The organism is Variovorax sp. V93 (genome assembly GCF_041154485.1).
GTDB classification, from domain to species: Bacteria; Pseudomonadota; Gammaproteobacteria; order Burkholderiales; family Burkholderiaceae_C; genus Variovorax; species Variovorax beijingensis_A.
In genome coordinates this window covers 3,406,055-3,423,331 of sequence record NZ_AP028669.1, presented here as the reverse complement: position 1 = coordinate 3,423,331, position 17,277 = coordinate 3,406,055, and the positions used below count along the sequence as shown (strand labels likewise).

Sequence of the window (17,277 nt, the reverse complement as noted above, 5' to 3'; positions counted from 1 at the left end):
CAGGAGGCAAACAATGACAAGGATCTTCTCGTGGTACTGCCGGGGGCTCGAAGGGCTCATGGCGCTGATGCTGGCCCTCATGGTGGCCATGGTGTTCGGCAATGTCGTGCTGCGCTACGGCTTCAATTCGGGCATCACCGTGTCGGAGGAAGTGTCGCGCTGGCTCTTCGTCTGGATGACCTTTCTGGGCGCCATCGTCGCGGTGCGCGAGCACGGCCACCTGGGCACCGACATGCTGATCTCGAAGCTGCCCACCTGGGGCAAGAAGCTGTGCCTGGTGGTGGCCCACGGGCTGATGCTGTTCGCCTCGTACCTGCTGCTCACGGGCAGCTGGCAGCAGACGCTGATCAACTGGGACGTGAGCGCGCCCACCACCGGCGCCTCGGTCGGCATCTTCTATTTCGTCGGCGTGGTGTTCGGCGTCTCGGCCATCGTGTTCCTGCTGTACGACCTGTGGCTGGCGCTGAGCGGAAAGCTCAGCGACGCCGAACTCGTGATGGTGCACGAGTCGGAAGAGCAGGGCGACATCGACCGCATCAACGCCGAACTGGCGCGCCGCGATGCGGAAGAAGAAGCACGCACCCGCCAGGGCAGCGGCAACGACACGCGAGGCCGCTGACATGACGATCGCCATCTTCCTCGGTGCCCTGCTGGGCGCCATGGCCATCGGCGTGCCGATCGCCTATTCGCTGCTGCTGTGCGGTGTCGCGCTGATGTGGCACCTCGACCTGTTCGACGCGCAGATCCTGGCGCAGAACGTGATCAACGGCGCCGACAGCTTTCCGCTGCTGGCCGTGCCTTTCTTCATGCTGGCCGGCGAGGCCATGAACCAGGGCGGGCTGTCGCGGCGCATCGTGAACCTGGCGCTGGCGGTGGTCGGCCACGTGCGCGGCGGCCTCGGCTACGTCGCGATCGTGGCGGCCTGCATCCTCTCGGCGCTCTCGGGGTCGGCGGTGGCCGACGCGGCCGCGCTGTCGGCGCTGCTGATCCCGATGATGGTGGCCGCCGGCCACGACAAGGCGCGCTCGGGCGGCCTGATCGCGGCCTCGGGCGTGATCGGGCCGATCATCCCGCCCTCGATCGGGTTCGTGATCTTCGGCGTTGCCGCCAACGTGTCGATCTCCAAGCTCTTCCTTGCGGGCATCTTCCCGGGCATCCTGATCGGCGCCTCGCTCTGGTTCACCTGGTGGTGGCTGGTGCGCAAGGAAAACGTGCTGCCGCCGCCGCGCAAGTCCGGCGCCGAGATGCTCACCGCGCTGCGCGAGGCGACCTGGGCGCTGCTGCTGCCGCTGATCATCCTGGTGGGCCTGCGCTTCGGCATCTTCACGCCCACCGAGGCGGCCGTGGTGGCCGCGGTCTACGCGATCTTCGTGGCCACCGTCGTCTACCGCGAGCTCAAGCCCTCGCAGTTCTATGCCATGTTCGTCTCGGCCGCCAAGACCAGCGCGATCGTGATGTTCCTGGTTGCGGCGGCCATGGTCTCGGCCTGGCTCATCACCGTGGCCGACCTGCCGGCCAAGCTGGTCGCGCTGCTCGAGCCGCTGATCGCGAGCCCGATGCTGCTGATGGTCGTGATCATGGTGCTGGTGATGGCGGTCGGCACCGCAATGGACATGACGCCCACCATCCTGATCCTCACGCCGGTGCTGATGCCGGTCATCAAGGCCGCGGGCATCGATCCGGTCTACTTCGGCGTGCTTTTCATCATCAACAACTCGATCGGCCTCATCACGCCGCCGGTGGGCACGGTGCTCAACGTGGTGGCCGGCGTCGGCCGGATGAAGATGGACGAGGTCACGCGCGGCGTGTGGCCCTTTGCCGTTGCGGAGTTCGGAATGATGTTCCTGATGGTCATGTTCCCCCAACTCGTCATCTGGCCGGCCCGGCTGCTGAGCGGCTGACGTCCACCCTTTCTTTTTTCCCAGATCAACCCAAGGAGACTTTCACATGAACAGCTTTTTCAAGCGCACGCTGGTCGCCGTCGTCACGCTCGCGGCCATGGGCGGCGCCGCGGCCCAGGTGAAGGAACGCACGCTCAAGTTCGCGTTCCAGAACCAGACCGGCCATCCGCAGGCGCAGGGCGCGCAGAAGTTCGCAGACCTCGTCGCCGAGAAGTCGGGCAAGAAGATCACCGTCAAGCTGTTCCCGGGCGGCACGCTCGGCGGCGACCTGCAGACGGTTTCCGCGCTGCAGGGCGGCACCGTGGAGATGACGGTGCTCAATGCCGGCATCCTGACGGCGCAGGTCAAGGAGTTTGCGGCCTACGACTTCCCGTTCCTGTTCAACAACGCGCAGGAAGCCGATGCCGTGACCGACGGCCCCTTCGGCCAGAAGCTGCTCGCCAAGCTCGACGAGAAGAACCTGCACGGCCTGGGCTACTGGGACCTTGGCTTTCGCAACCTGACCAACAGCAAGCGCGCGATCGCCAAGGCCGACGACATCGCGGGCCTGAAGATCCGCGTGATCCAGTCGCCGATCTACATCGACCTGTTCAACACGCTGGGCGCCAATGCCACGCCGATGCCCTTCCCGGAGCTGTACTCGGCGCTGGACCAGAAGGCGGTGGACGGCCAGGAGAATCCCAACACCGTGATCGCATCGTCGAAGTTCGCCGAAGTGCAAAAGCACATCACGCAGACGCGCCACATCTACAACCCGCAGGCGCTGATCATCAGCAAGAAGGCCTGGGACGGCATGAGCGCCGAGGAGAAGAAGATCATCGGCGAGGCCGCCGCCGAAGCCACCAAGTTCCAGCGCCAGGCGTCCCGCGACGCGGCCGACACCGCGCTCGACACGCTCAAGAAGGCCGGCATGACCGTGACCGAGCTCCCGCCCGCCGAGATGGCCAAGCTGCGCGACAAGGTCAAGCCGGTGATCGACAAGTACACGGCCACCGTCGGCGAGGCGACCGTCAAGGAACTGATGGCGGAGATCGCCAAGGTTCGCAAGTAAGGACGGCCTACCGACATGATTTCCGGCAAGACCACACTCGTCGCGCACCTGGGCTTTCCCACCGAAAGCTTCAAGGCGCCGATGATCTACAACCCCTGGTTCGAGAAGCAGGGCATCGACGCCGTCGTGGTGCCGATGGGTGTGAAGCCCGAGGACTATCCGGCTGCCTTCGCCGCGCTCTTCCGGCTCACCAACATCCGGGGCGCGCTGGTGACCATGCCGCACAAGATCACGACCATGGGCCTGGTCGACGAGGTCACGCCAACGGCAAAGATCGCGGGCGCCTGCAACGCCGTGCTCAAGCGCGCCGACGGCACGCTGGTGGGCGACCAGTTCGACGGCGCCGGCTTCGTGCGCGGCGTGCTGCGCAAGGGCTGTGCGCTCGAGGGCGCACGCGTGCTGGTCTCCGGCAGCGGCGGCGTGGGCTCGGCAATCGCAGCCTCGCTGGCGGCGGCCGGCGTGGCGCAGATCGCGCTCTTCGATGCCCACGCACCGTCGGCCGAGGCGCTCGCCGGGCGCCTGCGCACGCACTATCCGGCGTTGGCCGTGTCCACCGGCTCGAACGATCCGGCCGGCTTCGACCTCATCGTCAATGCCACGCCGCTGGGCATGAAGGAAGGCGATCCGCTGCCTTTCGATGTGGACCGCATCGCGGCCTCGACCTTCGTCGGCGAAGTGGTCATGAAGTCGGAATACACGCCGCTGCTGCGTGCCGCCCGGGACAAGGGCTGTGCCGTGCAGGTGGGCACCGACATGCTGTTCGAGATGATTCCCGCGTACCTCGAGTTCTTCGGCTTCGGCACGGCCACGGCCGATGCGCTGCGTGCCGAGGCGAAGATCAGCTACTGAGCAGTGTGCAACGCCGGCCCTGCGCCGTGCGGCGCGAGGGAAGACGCGGTGTAATGCTGTTGCGATCACTCGATTTTTTTGACGCAAGAAGACATTCACCATGAGTATTTTCGAAGGCTTCCTTTCCACGTCCGAGACGCTTTCCGCCTTCAGCGACCACAATTTCGTCGGCGCGATGCTTCGCTTCGAGGCCGCACTGACCCGCGCGCAGGCCGCGCTCGGGCTGGTGCCGGAGGCGGCCGCCCATTCGATCGTCGGCAGCTGCAAGGTCGAGCTGTTCGACGTGGCCAAGATCGTGCGCGACAGCGGCCGCGCCGGCAGCGTCGCGATTCCGCTGGTCAAGGCCTTGAAGGAGGCCGTGGGCCTGTTCAATCCGGCTGCCGTGCCCTTCGTGCATTTCGGCAGCACCAGCCAGGACGTGATCGACACCGCGATGGCGCTGGTCACGCGCGAAGGCATCGCGCTGATCGAAGCCGATGTCGACCGCGCCATCGAGGCGCTGCTGCAGCACGCGACGCAGCATGCGGCCACGCCGATCCTGGCACGCACGCTGATGCAGCCCGCGTCGGTCACGAGCTTCGGCCTCAAGTGCGCCGGCTGGGCCGCGCCGCTGGTGCGCAGCCGCGCCCGCCTGCGCGAGGCCGCACGCCACGCGCTGAGCGTGCAGCTCGGCGGTGCCGTCGGCACGCTCTCGCAGATGAAGGGGCAGGGCCCGGCCGTCGTGCAGCGCGTGGCCGACGAGCTCGGCCTCGGCAATGCCGGCGCCACCTGGCACACGCAGCGCGACGAATGGGTCGCGCTCGGCTGCGAGCTGGGGCTGCTCACGGGCAGCCTCGGCAAGATTGCGCGCGACATCGCGCTCATGGGCCAGTACGAGGTCGGCGAGGCGGCCGAGCCCACGGAGCCGGGCCGCGGCGGCTCCTCGGCCATGCCGCACAAGCGCAACCCGGTGGCGGCGATGGTTGCGCTGGCCGCGGCCCAGCGCGCGCCGCAGCGCGTGGCCGCGCTGCTGGCGGCCATGCCGCAGGAACACGAGCGCGCGCTCGGCGGCTGGCAGGCCGAGCTGGCCGAATGGCCGCAGCTGCTGATGTCCGCGCACGGCAGCGCGCGTGCGCTGGCCAGTGCGCTGCCGGGCCTGCAGATCGACGCGGCGCGCATGCGTGCCAACATCGACACCCTGCGCTCGGAGCTGCCGCGCGAGGCGGCGGACGAATGGTTCGACCCCGCGCTGGCCGGCCCTGCCGGCGAAACCGCGCTGCGGCAGGTCGCGGCACTGCGCGCCCAACTGATTGCGAAAGACACCCCCCGATGACCGACGAAGCAAGCACGACCACACCTCCCAACGACTACGAAGCCGGCCTCGTCAACCGCCGCCGCGTGCTGGGCGACGCCTGGGTCGACAAGTCGCTCGCCAACCGCAACGCGTTCAACGCCGAGTTCCAGGAGCTCATCACGCGCCATGCCTGGAACGACATCTGGGGCCGGCCCGCGCTGGGCGACAAGACGCGCCGCTACATGGTGCTGTCGATGATGCTGGGCATCCACGCCTATGAAGAATTCGCGATGCACGTGCGCGCGGCGCTCGACGGCCCGCCCGAGTCGCGCCTCACGCCCGAGGACATCAAGGAAGTCATCATGATGGCGGCCATCTATTGCGGCGTGCCGGTGGCGAACCACGCCTTCGGCATCGCGACCGGCATCCTGCGCGAGAAGGGCTTGCTGGCCGCGGCCCCGCAGTGAGCGGGCCGCGCACCCGCAAGGACCGGTTCGAGCCCGGTTTCGGCCTGCTGCTGCCGCTGCTGCTGGCGGCGCAGCCCGTGGCCACCGACAGCTACCTGCCCGCGCTGCCCGCTATTGCCAGGGAGCTGGGCTCGGCCAGCACCAGCCTCACGCTGTTCGTGCTGGCCTTCGGCTTTGCGCAGTTGCTGTGCGGCCCGCTGGCCGACCGCTTCGGCCGCCGGCCGGTGCTGCTGGCGGGGCTTGGCTGCTACGCGGCCGCGGCGCTGGGCGGCGCCTTCGCCGGCAGCGTGGCGGTGCTCGCGGGCTGGCGCACGCTGCAGGGCTTTTCGATGGCGGCCATCCTGGTGTGCGCGCGCGCCGCGGTGCGCGACCTCTACCCCGCGCACGAGGGCCCGCACGTGATGGCGCGCGGGCTCACGGGCCTGGGCGTGGTGGGGCTGCTGGCGCCGCTCGTGGGCGCATGGCTGGTGCAAGGCGCCGGCTGGCGCTGGGTGATGGCCTCGATGGCGCTCTACGCGCTGGTGCTGCTGGCGCTCTGCTGGCGTTCGTTCGCGGAGACGCGGCGGCCGCTGGCGGGCGAGCCCTCGGCGCCGCGCGGCAGCACCCGCGCCGTGTTCGCGAGCCGCAGCTTCCGGGCCTGGGCCTCGGTGGCTGCAACCACCTATGGCGGCCTTTTCTGCTTCCTGCTGCTGTCGCCGATGGTCTACATCGGCTACCTGGACTGGTCGCCCGCGATGTACGGCTGGATCCCGGCCGGCGGCTCGCTGGTCTACATCTTCAGCACCACCCTGTGCCGGCGGCTGCTGCGCAGGTACGGCCCGGTGGGTACCGTGCAACTGGGCGCCACGCTGAGCATGGCCGGCGCAGCGGTCCAGGCGCTGGGCTGCTGGCTCGCGCCGCACAGCGCACTGCCGCTGCTCGCGGGCCACGCGGTGTATTGCCTGGGCCACGGCATCCACCAGCCCTGCGGCCAGGCCGGCGCCGTGGGCGACCTGCCGCACCTCGCGGGGCGGGCCGTGTCGTGGTCCGGTTTCGGCATGATGATGGTGGCGTTCGGCGTCGGGCAGATGGCCGCGCAGTTCGTCGACACCGATTTTTCGAACGGCGCCTGGCCGATGGTCGTTCCGATGCTGCTCGCAGGCTGCGGGTTGCTGGCCATCGCGTTCCTCTGGCTGCCGCGCCTGCAACATCCGATGAAAGAAAAGGAATCACCATGACCCGTTTGAATGTCGTCCGCGAAGGCAGCGGTCCTTTCGTCGTGCTGAGCCATGCGCTGGGCTGCGACCTGCACATGTGGGACGGCGTGGCCGAGCAGCTTGCGCGCGCCCACACCGTGATCCGCTACGACCACCGCAACCATGGCGGCTCGCAGGTGGTGCCGGGCGCGCTGCGCGTGGAGACGCTGGCGCAGGACGCGGCCGAGCTCATCCAGCGCGAGGCGGGCGGGGAGCCGGTGCACTTCGTCGGCCTGTCCATGGGCGGCATGACCGCGCAGGCGCTGGCGGTGCGCCATCCCGAGCTGCTGCGCAGCGTGGTGATCGCGAATTCGTCGGCCCACTACCCTGACCAGTCGCCGTGGCGCGCGCGCGTCGAGACGGTGGCCGCCAAGGGCGTGGCCGCCATTGCACCAGGCGCGGTGGCGCGCTGGCTCACGCACGGCTACGTCACCACGCAGGAGGGCAAGGCCGCGGCCGAGGCGCTGCACGACGTGCTGGTGCGCACCGACGCGCAGGGCTACATCGAAAGCTGCAACGCGGTGGCGGCGATCGATTTCCGCGACAGCAATCGCCGCATCGCCGTGCCCACGCTGGTGATCGCGGGGCTGCAGGACGAGGCCACGCCGCAGGTGATGTCCGAAGCCATCGCGGCCGCCATTCCCGGCGCGCGCCTGGCCACCATCGACGCGGCGCATCTGAGCGCGGTGGAGCGGCCGGTCGAGTTCACGCAGCTGCTGATCGATTACTGGCGCAGTCTTTGAGAAACGCGGCCTCCACGCCCTGGGTCGGGCCTAGGTCTAACCCCTAATCCGTGCGAACAATGCACGCATGCGTTCGATGATCGAACGCTGGGTGCATGTGGAGCGTTGTGGGCGGCGGTGGGTGTTCCTACAGTCACCCCCATGCATCGCTCCATTGCCACCGTCTCCCTCAGCGGCACGCTTCGCCAGAAGCTCGAAGCCGTTTCGGCCGCGGGCTTCGACGGCATCGAGCTGTTCGAGGCCGACTTCGTCAACTTCAAGGGCAGCGCCGCCGAACTGCGCCGCATCGCCTCGGACCTCGGCCTCTCGATCGACCTGTACCAGCCGTTCCGCGATTTCGAGGGCATGCCCGAGGCCCAGTTCCGCCGCAGCCTGGAGCGCGCCGAGCGCAAGTTCGACCTGATGGAGGCCATGGGCGCGCCGCTGATGCTGTGCTGCTCCAACACCTCGCCGCTCTCGGTGAACGACCCCGCGCTGGCCGCCGCGCAGCTGCACGAACTCGCGGAGCGTGCCGCGCGCCGCAATCTGCGCGTGGGCTTCGAGGCGCTGGCCTGGGGCCGCCACACCTCGTTGTACGGCCAGGCCTGGAACATCGTGAAGCAGGCCGACCACCCGCAGCTCGGCCTGATTCTCGACAGCTTCCACACGCTGTCGCTGAAGGACGATGCCACGGGCATCGCCGCCATTCCGGGCGACAAGATCTTCTTCCTGCAGATGGCCGATGCGCCGCTGCTGTCGATGGACGTGCTGCAATGGGCGCGCCACCACCGCTCGTTCCCGGGGCAGGGCGATTTCGACGTGATCGGCTTCTTCGAGCAGGTGCTGCGCGCGGGCTACACCGGCCCGCTGTCGCTCGAGATCTTCAACGACCTGTTCCGCGAAACGCCCAACCGCCGCACCGCGGTGGACGCGATGCGCTCGCTGCTGTACCTCGAAAGCGAGGCGCGGCAACGGTTGGCTCCGGCGGCCGATGCGCAGGCGTCCGCGCAGCCGGTCGCGGTCGAGCTGTTCAGCCCGCCGCCCGTGCCGGCGCTCTCGGGCCTGTCGTTCATCGAGTTCGCGGCCGATGAGGCCTCGGCCGGCACGCTCGGCGCGTTCCTGGAGCAGATCGGCTTCCGCCGCGTCGGCCGGCACCGCTCGAAGGCCGTGGTGCTGTACCGCCAGGGCGAAATCAACCTGATCGTCAACGCGCAGCCGGATTCGTTCGCGCGCAGCCGCTTCGAGGCGCACGGCACCTCGGTGTGCGCGCTGGGCGTGCGCTGCGCCGATCCGCAGGCCGCCGTCGAGCGCGCCACGGCCATGTGCTCGCAGCGCCATGACAGCCCGGTCGGACCGAACGAATTGCGCGTGCCGGCCATCGTGGCGCCGGGCGGCAACCTGATCCACTTCGTGCCCGAGGCCCTGGGCACCAACGGCCTGTACGAGGCCGACTTCATCCTCGAGGAAGACGCGGCGGCCGATGCCGGCGGCGCCGGCCTCGCGCAGGTCGACCACGTGGCGCTGGGCCTGGCGCTCGACCAGCTCGACACCTGGGTGCTGTTCACGCGCGCCGTGCTGGGACTGGAGCCCGGCGAAAGCCTGGAGCTGGCCGACCCTTTCGGCCTGATCCGCAGCCGCGGCGTGGCCAATGCCGACCGCAGCGTGCGGCTGGTGCTCAACGTGTCGCTGAGCCAGCGCACCCGCACCGCGCGCACGCTGAGCCTGACCGGCGGCGGCGCGGTGCACCACATCGCGCTGCGCTGCGACGACATCTTCGAGAGCGTGGAGCGGCTGCGCGCGAGCGGCACGCGCTTCGTGCCGATTTCGGACAACTACTACGACGACCTGGCCACGCGCGTCGACCTCGACCCGGCGCTGCTCGCACGCCTGCGCGCGGCGGGCGCGCTGTTCGACCGTTCGCCCGCGGGCGACTACCTGCACATCTACACCGAGAACATCGAAGGCGGGCTCTTCTTCGAACTGGCACAGCGCACCGCGGGCTACGACGCCTACGGCGCGCTCAACGCACCGGCGCGCATGGCATCGCAGGCGCAGCAATAAAGATTCTTTTCGTCAACCCGGAGACAAACCATGGCAACCATCACGGCCCACGAGCCGAAAGGCAAGCACCAGTCGAAGAAAGCCACCGCGAGCGGCTGGATCGGCTCGGCGCTGGAGTACTACGACTTCTTCATCTACGCCACCGCGGCGGCGCTGATCTTTCCGCAGATCTTCTTTCCCAAGGGCGACCCGCAGATCGCGATCATCGCGTCGCTCGCCACCTACGGCGTGGGCTACGTCGCACGGCCGATCGGCGCGCTGCTGCTGGGCCACTGGGGCGACACGCACGGCCGCAAGACGGTGCTGATCCTGTGCATGTTCCTGATGGGCTTTTCCACCGTGGCCGTCGGCCTGCTGCCCACCTACGACCAGGTCGGCCTGTGGGCGCCCGCACTGCTGGTGGTGCTGCGCCTGATCCAGGGCTTTGCGGTGGCCGGCGAGATTTCGGGCGCGAGCTCGATGATCCTGGAGCACGCGCCGTTCGGACGCCGCGGCTTCTTCGCGAGCTTCACGCTGCAGGGCGTGCAGGCCGGCCAGATCATGGCGGCCGCCGTGTTCCTGCCGCTCGCGCACTACATGGACAAGGATGCCTTCAACGCCTGGGGCTGGCGCATTCCGTTCCTGCTGAGCTTCATCGTCATCGTGGCCGGCTACATCATCCGCAAGGAAGTGGACGAGACCCCTGCCTTTGCCGAAGTCGAGAAGAGCGCCAAGGTGCCGAAGGCGCCGGTGATCCAGGCCGTGACCGAGAGCTGGGGCGACATGCTGCGCGTGCTGCTGTGCTCGCTGATGAACGTGATCCCGGTGGTCGCGACCATCTTCGGCGCCGCCTACGCGGTTCAGCCGGGCTACGGCATCAACTTCGAGAAGGACATCTACCTCTGGATTCCGGTGATGGGCAACATCCTGGCCGTGATCGTGATCCCGTTCGTCGGCAACCTGTCGGACAAGGTCGGCCGCCGCCTGCCGATCGCCGTCGGCGCCATCGGCTCGGGCCTGCTGTCGTTCGGCTACCTGTACGCTATCAGCATCCACAACGTGCCGCTGGCCATCGTGATGTCGCTCCTGATGTGGGGCGTGGTCTACCAGGGCTACAACGCCGTGTTCCCGAGCTTCTATCCGGAGATGTTCCCCACGCGCACCCGCGTCTCGGGCATGGCGATCTCGCAGAACATCGGCACCGCGATCACCGCGCTGCTGCCGGCGCTGTTCGTGGCGGTTGCGCCTCCCGGCGCCGCCAACATCCCGCTGACCGTCGGCGCCATCACGCTGGCGATCTGCGCCATTGCCGCGATCTCGGCCCTGAGCGCACGCGAAACCTACCGCGTGCACATGAACGACCTGGGCAAGCCCGATGCGGTGCCGGTCGACAAGCTCGAGTACGACCGGCTGCGCGAAGAAACGCTCGCCTCCGCACGCATGGCCGCCAAGGCCGTGGCCTGAAGACCTTGCGCGCACCAAGGGCGTCGGCGCCATGAAGAATGGCGCCCATGACCTCCCATCTCAAGATCGATTTCGTCTCCGATGTCTCCTGCCCCTGGTGCGCCGTCGGCCTGGGTTCGCTCGAGGCGGCGCTGCGGCGCGTCGCGCCCGGCATCACGGCGGAGCTGCATTTCCAGCCCTTCGAGCTGAACCCGCAGATGCCGCCCGAAGGCCAGGACACCTTCGAGCACCTGAGCCAGAAATACGGCTCCACGCGTGAACAGCAGGCGCAGTCGCGCGAGATGATCCGCCAGCGCGGCGCCGAAGTGGGCTTCGAGTTCAGCCCCGAGGGCCGGCCGCGCATCTACAACACCTTCGACGCCCACCGCCTGCTGCACTGGGCCGAGCTCGAAAGCCCGGCCAGGCAGGCAGCGCTCAAGAAGCTGCTGCTGAAGGCCTACTTCACCGACCGCCAGAACCCCTCCGACCACGAGGTGCTGGTGCGCCTGGCCGCCGAGGCCGGGCTCGATGCGGCACGGGCCCGCGAGATTCTGGCCAGCGACGAGTTTGCGCGCGAAACCCGAGAGCGCGAACGCATGTACACCGATGCCGGCATCCATTCGGTGCCCGCGATCATCATCAACGACCACCACCTGATCTCGGGCGGCCAGCCGGTCGAGGTGTTCGAGCGCGCCTTGCGCCAGATTGCCGGCGCTGCACCTGCCAGCGTGGCAGTTGCCTGACTTAGCCGGGGCTTAGGCGCGGCGCTGCGAAGGTAAAGAGCGTCAACGCGGAGCGGGGCACGGCGGTTGAGGAAGCGTCCTTGAACCGCCGTTACCCGCAGGAGCTCCGAAGATGAAGAAGAAAAGCCTCATCGCCGCACTCGTTCTCATGGCCGCGGCCTCGCTGCCCGCGTTGGCCGACGAATACGGCAGGCACCCGTTCTACCTGCACGCCCTGTCGGACCTGCGCACGGCCGCCTGGAAGGTGGAGCACCGCCGCCCCGAAGACGGGCAGGTCTCGCGCGACGAGCAGGTGGTGCTCGACGAGATCCATGCCGCCATTGGCGACCTGCAGCACGCGGCGTGGCTCGATGGCAAGCCCGTCGAATGGCGCGAGCCCACCGATGCGTGGCTGCCGCGCGAGGGCCGCCTGCATGCAGCGGTCGACCTGCTGCGCAAGGTGCGCTCCGACGTGGCGCGCGAAGAAGACGACCCGCGCTCGCGGCCGTTCCAGCAGCGCGGCCTCGCGCATGTCGACGCGGCGCTTGGAACCGCGCAGCACGCCATCGGCGACGTGCGCCGCCACGACCTGCGCACGGAGTGAATGCGGTGGCAGCCGGCGCTTCGCAGTGGTTGTTCTCCATGCGCCGCACGGCGATGGCGCTGGCTGCATGTGCACTGGCGCTGCTCGCGGCCTGTGCGGGCGCGCCGGGAGACCATCGGCCGCTGGTGTCGGTGTCCCTGTCTTCTGCCCCCATGAACGAAGCCGCGCGGCTGCGCTGGCTCGACCGCGTGGGCTGGGGTGCCAATGCGAGCAGCGAGGCGCAGCTGGCGCGGCGCGGCCTCTCGCCGTGGATGCGCGACCAGCTCAATCCGCGGCCCGCGCCGCTGCCGCCGGCCGCGCAGGCGCAGGTCGATGCCATGGCCATTTCGCGCACGCCGCTCGACCAGCTCGTGACCGAACTCGACGCACAGCGCAAGGCCGCCGACGCCTTGCCCGACGAAGACCAGAAGAAGGCCGCGCGCCAGGCCTACCAGCAGCGGCTCAATGCGCTGGCGCGCGAGGCGCAACAGCGCTTCGTGCTGCGCGCACTCTATTCGCCCAACCAGCTGCAGGAGCAGATGACGTGGTTCTGGATGAACCACTTCAACGTCAACCTGCGCAAGGACAACATCCGCGCGATGGTGGGCGACTACGAAGAGAACGCGATCCGCCCGCATGCGCTCGGCCGGTTCCGCGACCTGCTCGGCGCTACGCTGCACCACCCCGCGATGCTGCGCTACCTGGACAACGCGCAGAACGCCGCCAACCGCATCAACGAGAACTACGCGCGCGAGCTGATGGAACTGCACACCATGGGCGTGGGCGGCGGCTATTCGCAAGCCGACGTGCAGGAACTCGCGCGCGTGCTCACCGGCGTGGGCGTGAGCTACCAGCCGCTCGATGCACCGCCTCCCAGCGTGCGCCCGGCCCTGCGCGCCGATTACCTGCGCCGGGGCCTGTTCGAATTCAACCCCAACCGGCACGACTACGGCCCGAAGACGCTGCTGGGCCAGCCTATCCAGGGCCGCGGACTGGCCGAGGCCGACGAGGCGCTCGACCGCCTGGCGCGCGCGCCGGCTACCGCGCGCTTCATCTCGCGCAAGCTCGCCGTGTACTTCGTCTCCGACGATCCGCCGCAGGCGCTGGTCGAGCGCATGGCTGCGGCCTTCACGCGCAGCGACGGCGACATCGCCGTCACACTCAAGGCGATGTTCGAGTCGCCCGAGTTCGCCGCCTCGCTCGGACGCAAGTTCCGCGACCCGGTGCACTACGTGATCGCGGGCGTGCGGCTTGCGTACGACGACCGCGTGGTGTCGAACGTGAATCCGATGCTCGGCTGGATCAACCGCATGGGCGAACCGCTGTACGGCCACGAGACGCCCGACGGCTATCCGCTCAACGAAGCAGCCTGGGCCAGCGCGGGACAGATGAACACGCGCTTCGAGATCGCGCGCGCCATCGGTGCGAATGGCGCCGTGCTGTTCCGCACGGACGACAAGGCGCCGCTCGAGAAACCTGCATTCCCGCCACTGGCCGATTCGCACGCGGTGCGCGCCATGCAGGCGGGCCTGGGCGCGGACACGCGCGAGGCGCTGGCACAGGCGAAGAACCCGCAGGAGTGGAACACCTTCCTGCTGGCGTCGCCGGAGCTGATGCGGCGCTGATCGAGGTTTTTCTCCCTCCCCTCCGGGGGAGGGCAGGGGTGGGGGCCAGCGGCGTTCGATGACGCACAAGGCGAGACAAGCGCCGCCGGGCCCCCATCCCAACCTTCCCCCGGAAGGGGAAGGGGCAAGGCAGAAGAAAGGACATGTCTCATGCAACGTCGAGAACTCTTGAAGCTCCTGGCCGGCGCGCCACTCGCGGGCGCCGCCGGCCGGCTGGTGGCCGCGCCCGCGGCCGAAGGCACCAAGCTGCTGGTCGTTTTCCTGCGCGGCGCCTACGACTGCAGCAACCTGCTCGTGCCCACCGGCAGCGACTTCTACTACGCATCGCGCCCCAACATCGCCATCGCCCGGCCCGGCTCGCCCAACGGCGCGCTGCCGCTGGACGCCGACTGGGGCCTGCACCCCGCGCTGGCGCAGAGCGTGATGCCGATGTTCGAGCAGAAGCAGGCGTCCTTCATCGCCTTCGCCGGCACCGACGACCTCACGCGCAGCCACTTCGAGACGCAGGACTCCATCGAACTGGGCCAGGCGCTCGACAAGCGCCGCGACTATGGCTCCGGCTTTCTCAACCGCCTGGCCTCCGTGCTCGGTGCCGGGCCGCTGGGCCGCGTGTCGCCCATTGCCTTCACCGAGCAGCTGCCCCTTTCGCTGCGTGGCGGTGCCAAGGCCGCGAACATGGCGCTCGCGGGCAATGCGCGTGCCGGCATCGATGCACGGCAGAGCCAGGTCATCGCGGCCATGTACCGCAACACCCCGCTGGCCGGGCCGGTGGCCGAAGGCTTCGAGCTGCGCGACGAGGTGGCGCGCGCAGTGCAGGCCGAGATGGACGCCGCCAGCCGCAACGCCATGAGCGCCAAGGGCTTCGAACTGGTGGCGCGCCGCATGGCGCTGCTGATGCGGGACCGCTTCGACCTCGGCTTCGTCGACGTCGGCGGCTGGGACACGCACGTGGGGCAGGGCGGCGCCACCGGCTACCTCGCCAACCGATTCGAGGAACTGGGCCGTGGCGTGGCCGGCTTCGCACAGGAGATGGGCGACGACGCCTGGCGCCAGACCGTGGTGGTGGTCATCAGCGAATTCGGCCGTACCTTCCGCGAGAACGGCAACCGCGGCACCGATCACGGGCACGGCACCGTGTACTGGGTGCTCGGCGGCGGCCTCTCGGCGCAGGCCGGCGGGCGCATCGTGGGCGAGCAGCAGGAAGTGGCGCAGGCCACGCTGTTCCAGAACCGCGACTACCCGGTGCTCAACGAATACCGCGCGGTGTTCGGCGGGCTGTTCAAGCGGATGTACGGCCTTTCGCCGGCCCAGCTCGCGCGGGTGTTCGAGGGGGTGGCGCCGAAGGATCTGCAGCTGGTTTAGCTGCCCGGCGCATTCCTGCGGACCGGGCGTCCAGGAGCCGCCGAGAATCGGTGCATGCCTCATGCCGTCTCCTTCCTTCGCGCCGCACGCCTGGCGCGAAGCGCCAAACCCTTTCTCGCCCGCGGCGGCTTCAAGCGCGAGCGCTGCGCGGGCTGCCGCCTGGTGCCCAGCCATTGCATGTGCGCCGTGCGCCCTTCGGTGGCAACGCGCGCGGGAATGTGCCTGCTCATGGCCGACATCGAACCGCTCAAGCCCACCAACACCGGATGGCTGGTCGCCGACGTGGTGGCCGATACCTTTGCCTTCGGCTGGGCCCGCACCGAGACCGATCCCGCGCTGCTGGCGCTGCTGAACGATCCGCAATGGCAGCCCTACGTGGTGTTCCCGGGGCAATACGCGGCACCCGAGCGCGTGGTCCTGGCCGTTCCGGCGCCTGGAACGGACGGCAGCGGCACTTCGAAACGGCCGCTCTTCATCCTGTTCGACGCGACATGGGCCGAGGCACGCAAGATGTTCCGCAGAAGCCCTTACCTCGACCGGCTGCCGGTGCTGAGCCTGCAGCCGGAGCGGATCACGCAGTACAAGCTGCGCAATTCCGGCCGCGACGACCACTTCTGCACCAGCGAGGTGGCCGCGATGTGCATGAGCCTGGCGGGCGAAAGCGTCGCCGAACAGACGCTGGATGCCTACCTCGCGGTGTTCACGCACCACTATCTGCATGCGAAGAACCAGCAGCCCGTTGCCTGGGACGGTGCAGCGCATCGGCGGCTGCGCGAAGTGTCCATTCGACCGCCGGCGTAATGTCGCCGAACTTGCCAGCGATCATCGTCAGGCCTCGGCTTGCGGCACTTCCCGCATCGCCTGCCTGCTCGGCGCCAGGGCTTTGGGCTTCGCCGCAGAATAGGCGCCGGCGCGCACGGCGCATCCAGAAGGAACATCCGACATGACTACGCCCTTACAGCAACTCCTCGGCACCGATCTGCCGCTGATCCAGGCCCCGATGGCCGGCGTCCAAGGCAGCGCCATGGCCATTGCGGTCAGCAACGCGGGCGGGCTCGGCTCGCTGCCCTGCGCCATGCTGGCCCCCGATGCCATGCGCAGCGAACTCGCCGCGATCCGGGCCGGCACCGGCAAGCCCTGCAACGTCAACTTCTTCTGCCACACGCCGCCGGAGCCGAGCGCCGAGCGCGAGGCGGCATGGCGCAGCGCGCTGGCGCCGTACTACGCCGAATTCGGCATCGATGCCGCGAGCATCCCCACCGGTCCCGGGCGCAATCCGTTCAGCGCCGACGTGGCCAAGGTGCTGGCCGAGTTCCGCCCGGCGGTGGTGAGCTTTCATTTCGGGCTGCCTTCGGAGGCGCTGATGGCGCAGGTGCACGGCTGGGGCGCGAAGGTGCTGGCTTCGGCCACCACGGTCGAGGAGGCGCGGTGGCTCGAAGCGCGTGGTGTGGATGCGGTCATCGCGCAAGGGCTGGAGGCCGGCGGGCACCGCGGCCATTTCCTGTCGCATGACCTGACGAGGCAGCTCGGCACCTTTGCGCTGCTGCCGCAGCTGGTGCATGCCGTGAAGCTGCCGGTGATCGCGGCCGGCGGCATTGCCGATGCGGCGGGCGTGGCCGCGGCCATGGCGCTGGGCGCGGCGGGCGTGCAGGTCGGCACCGCCTATCTGCTGGCGCCGGAGGCGACCACCAGCGCCGTGCACCGCGCGGCGCTGAAGAGCCAGGCCGCGCGCCACACGGCGCTCACTAATCTCTTCACGGGCCGCCCCGCGCGCGGCATCGTGAACCGCGTGATGCGCGAGCTGGGCCCGATCGGTGCCGCGGCGCCCGAGTTTCCGCTGGCCACGTCGGGCATTGCGCCACTGCGCGCCAAGGCCGAGGCGCAGGGCAGCGGCGATTTTTCTCCGCTGTGGTCGGGGCAGAACGCCACCGGCTGCCGCGAGCTGCCGGCCGCCGAGATCACGCGCGCATTGGCGCAAGGTTTTCAATCTCTTACGGCCTGACG

Annotated in this window: 16 protein-coding genes; all 16 read left to right on the top strand. The window is 69.0% G+C overall.

From position 1 onward, the window contains the following. Window positions 1-13 precede the first annotated feature (13 nt). Window positions 14-619: a TRAP transporter small permease gene (locus ACAM54_RS16245; RefSeq protein WP_145744612.1), complete on the top strand. Its 606-nt coding sequence runs from the start codon at window positions 14-16 to the stop codon at window positions 617-619. A gap of 1 nt (window position 620) precedes the next feature. Beyond that, window positions 621-1,901, top strand: coding sequence for a TRAP transporter large permease subunit (locus tag ACAM54_RS16240; protein WP_369648245.1), 1,281 nt, complete (start codon window positions 621-623; stop codon window positions 1,899-1,901). A 46-nt stretch (window positions 1,902-1,947) separates the two neighbouring features. Further along, window positions 1,948-2,952: a TRAP transporter substrate-binding protein gene (locus ACAM54_RS16235; RefSeq protein ID WP_369648244.1), complete on the top strand. Its 1,005-nt coding sequence runs from the start codon at window positions 1,948-1,950 to the stop codon at window positions 2,950-2,952. A 15-nt stretch (window positions 2,953-2,967) separates the two neighbouring features. Then, complete coding sequence (locus tag ACAM54_RS16230; RefSeq protein WP_145744617.1) at window positions 2,968-3,801, top strand: shikimate dehydrogenase; 834 nt, start codon at window positions 2,968-2,970, stop codon at window positions 3,799-3,801. A 100-nt stretch (window positions 3,802-3,901) separates the two neighbouring features. Beyond that, window positions 3,902-5,113, top strand: coding sequence for a 3-carboxy-cis,cis-muconate cycloisomerase (pcaB, locus tag ACAM54_RS16225; protein WP_369648243.1), 1,212 nt, complete (start codon window positions 3,902-3,904; stop codon window positions 5,111-5,113). Beyond that, entirely contained in the window at window positions 5,110-5,541 is a 432-nt protein-coding gene (locus ACAM54_RS16220) for a carboxymuconolactone decarboxylase family protein (protein WP_192323344.1), read from the top strand. The genes pcaB and ACAM54_RS16220 overlap by 4 nt, the downstream gene beginning before the upstream one ends. Continuing rightward, window positions 5,538-6,758, top strand: a complete 1,221-nt coding sequence (locus ACAM54_RS16215; RefSeq protein ID WP_369648242.1) for an MFS transporter — start codon at window positions 5,538-5,540, stop codon at window positions 6,756-6,758. Before ACAM54_RS16220 ends, ACAM54_RS16215 begins: the two co-directional genes overlap by 4 nt. Further along, a complete protein-coding gene (locus ACAM54_RS16210) occupies window positions 6,755-7,519 on the top strand; it encodes an alpha/beta fold hydrolase (RefSeq protein WP_369648241.1) in 765 nt (254 codons plus the stop codon). The genes ACAM54_RS16215 and ACAM54_RS16210 overlap by 4 nt, the downstream gene beginning before the upstream one ends. Before the next feature lie 141 nt (window positions 7,520-7,660). Beyond that, window positions 7,661-9,559 carry a bifunctional sugar phosphate isomerase/epimerase/4-hydroxyphenylpyruvate dioxygenase family protein gene (locus ACAM54_RS16205; protein WP_369648240.1) on the top strand — a complete coding sequence of 633 codons (1,899 nt, stop codon included), beginning with the start codon at window positions 7,661-7,663 and terminating at the stop codon, window positions 9,557-9,559. A gap of 30 nt (window positions 9,560-9,589) precedes the next feature. After that, window positions 9,590-11,002 carry an MFS transporter gene (locus tag ACAM54_RS16200; protein ID WP_145744628.1) on the top strand — a complete coding sequence of 471 codons (1,413 nt, stop codon included), beginning with the start codon at window positions 9,590-9,592 and terminating at the stop codon, window positions 11,000-11,002. Between the two features lie 38 nt (window positions 11,003-11,040). Further along, the gene (locus ACAM54_RS16195; protein WP_307698055.1) at window positions 11,041-11,724 is read left to right on the top strand and encodes a DsbA family oxidoreductase; all 684 of its coding nucleotides are present in this window, start codon (window positions 11,041-11,043) and stop codon (window positions 11,722-11,724) included. A gap of 112 nt (window positions 11,725-11,836) precedes the next feature. Beyond that, on the top strand, window positions 11,837-12,307 hold the full coding sequence (locus tag ACAM54_RS16190; RefSeq protein WP_369648239.1) for a hypothetical protein: 471 nt from the start codon (window positions 11,837-11,839) through the stop codon (window positions 12,305-12,307). A gap of 38 nt (window positions 12,308-12,345) precedes the next feature. After that, on the top strand, window positions 12,346-13,911 hold the full coding sequence (locus ACAM54_RS16185; RefSeq protein WP_369650987.1) for a DUF1800 domain-containing protein: 1,566 nt from the start codon (window positions 12,346-12,348) through the stop codon (window positions 13,909-13,911). 150 nt (window positions 13,912-14,061) lie between these two features. Then, complete coding sequence (locus ACAM54_RS16180) at window positions 14,062-15,273, top strand: DUF1501 domain-containing protein (RefSeq protein ID WP_369648238.1); 1,212 nt, start codon at window positions 14,062-14,064, stop codon at window positions 15,271-15,273. Between the two features lie 54 nt (window positions 15,274-15,327). Continuing rightward, window positions 15,328-16,074, top strand: coding sequence for a tRNA-uridine aminocarboxypropyltransferase (locus ACAM54_RS16175; RefSeq protein WP_369648237.1), 747 nt, complete (start codon window positions 15,328-15,330; stop codon window positions 16,072-16,074). Window positions 16,075-16,216: 142 nt separating this feature from the next. Continuing rightward, complete coding sequence (locus ACAM54_RS16170; protein WP_369648236.1) at window positions 16,217-17,275, top strand: NAD(P)H-dependent flavin oxidoreductase; 1,059 nt, start codon at window positions 16,217-16,219, stop codon at window positions 17,273-17,275. Window positions 17,276-17,277 lie beyond the last annotated feature (2 nt).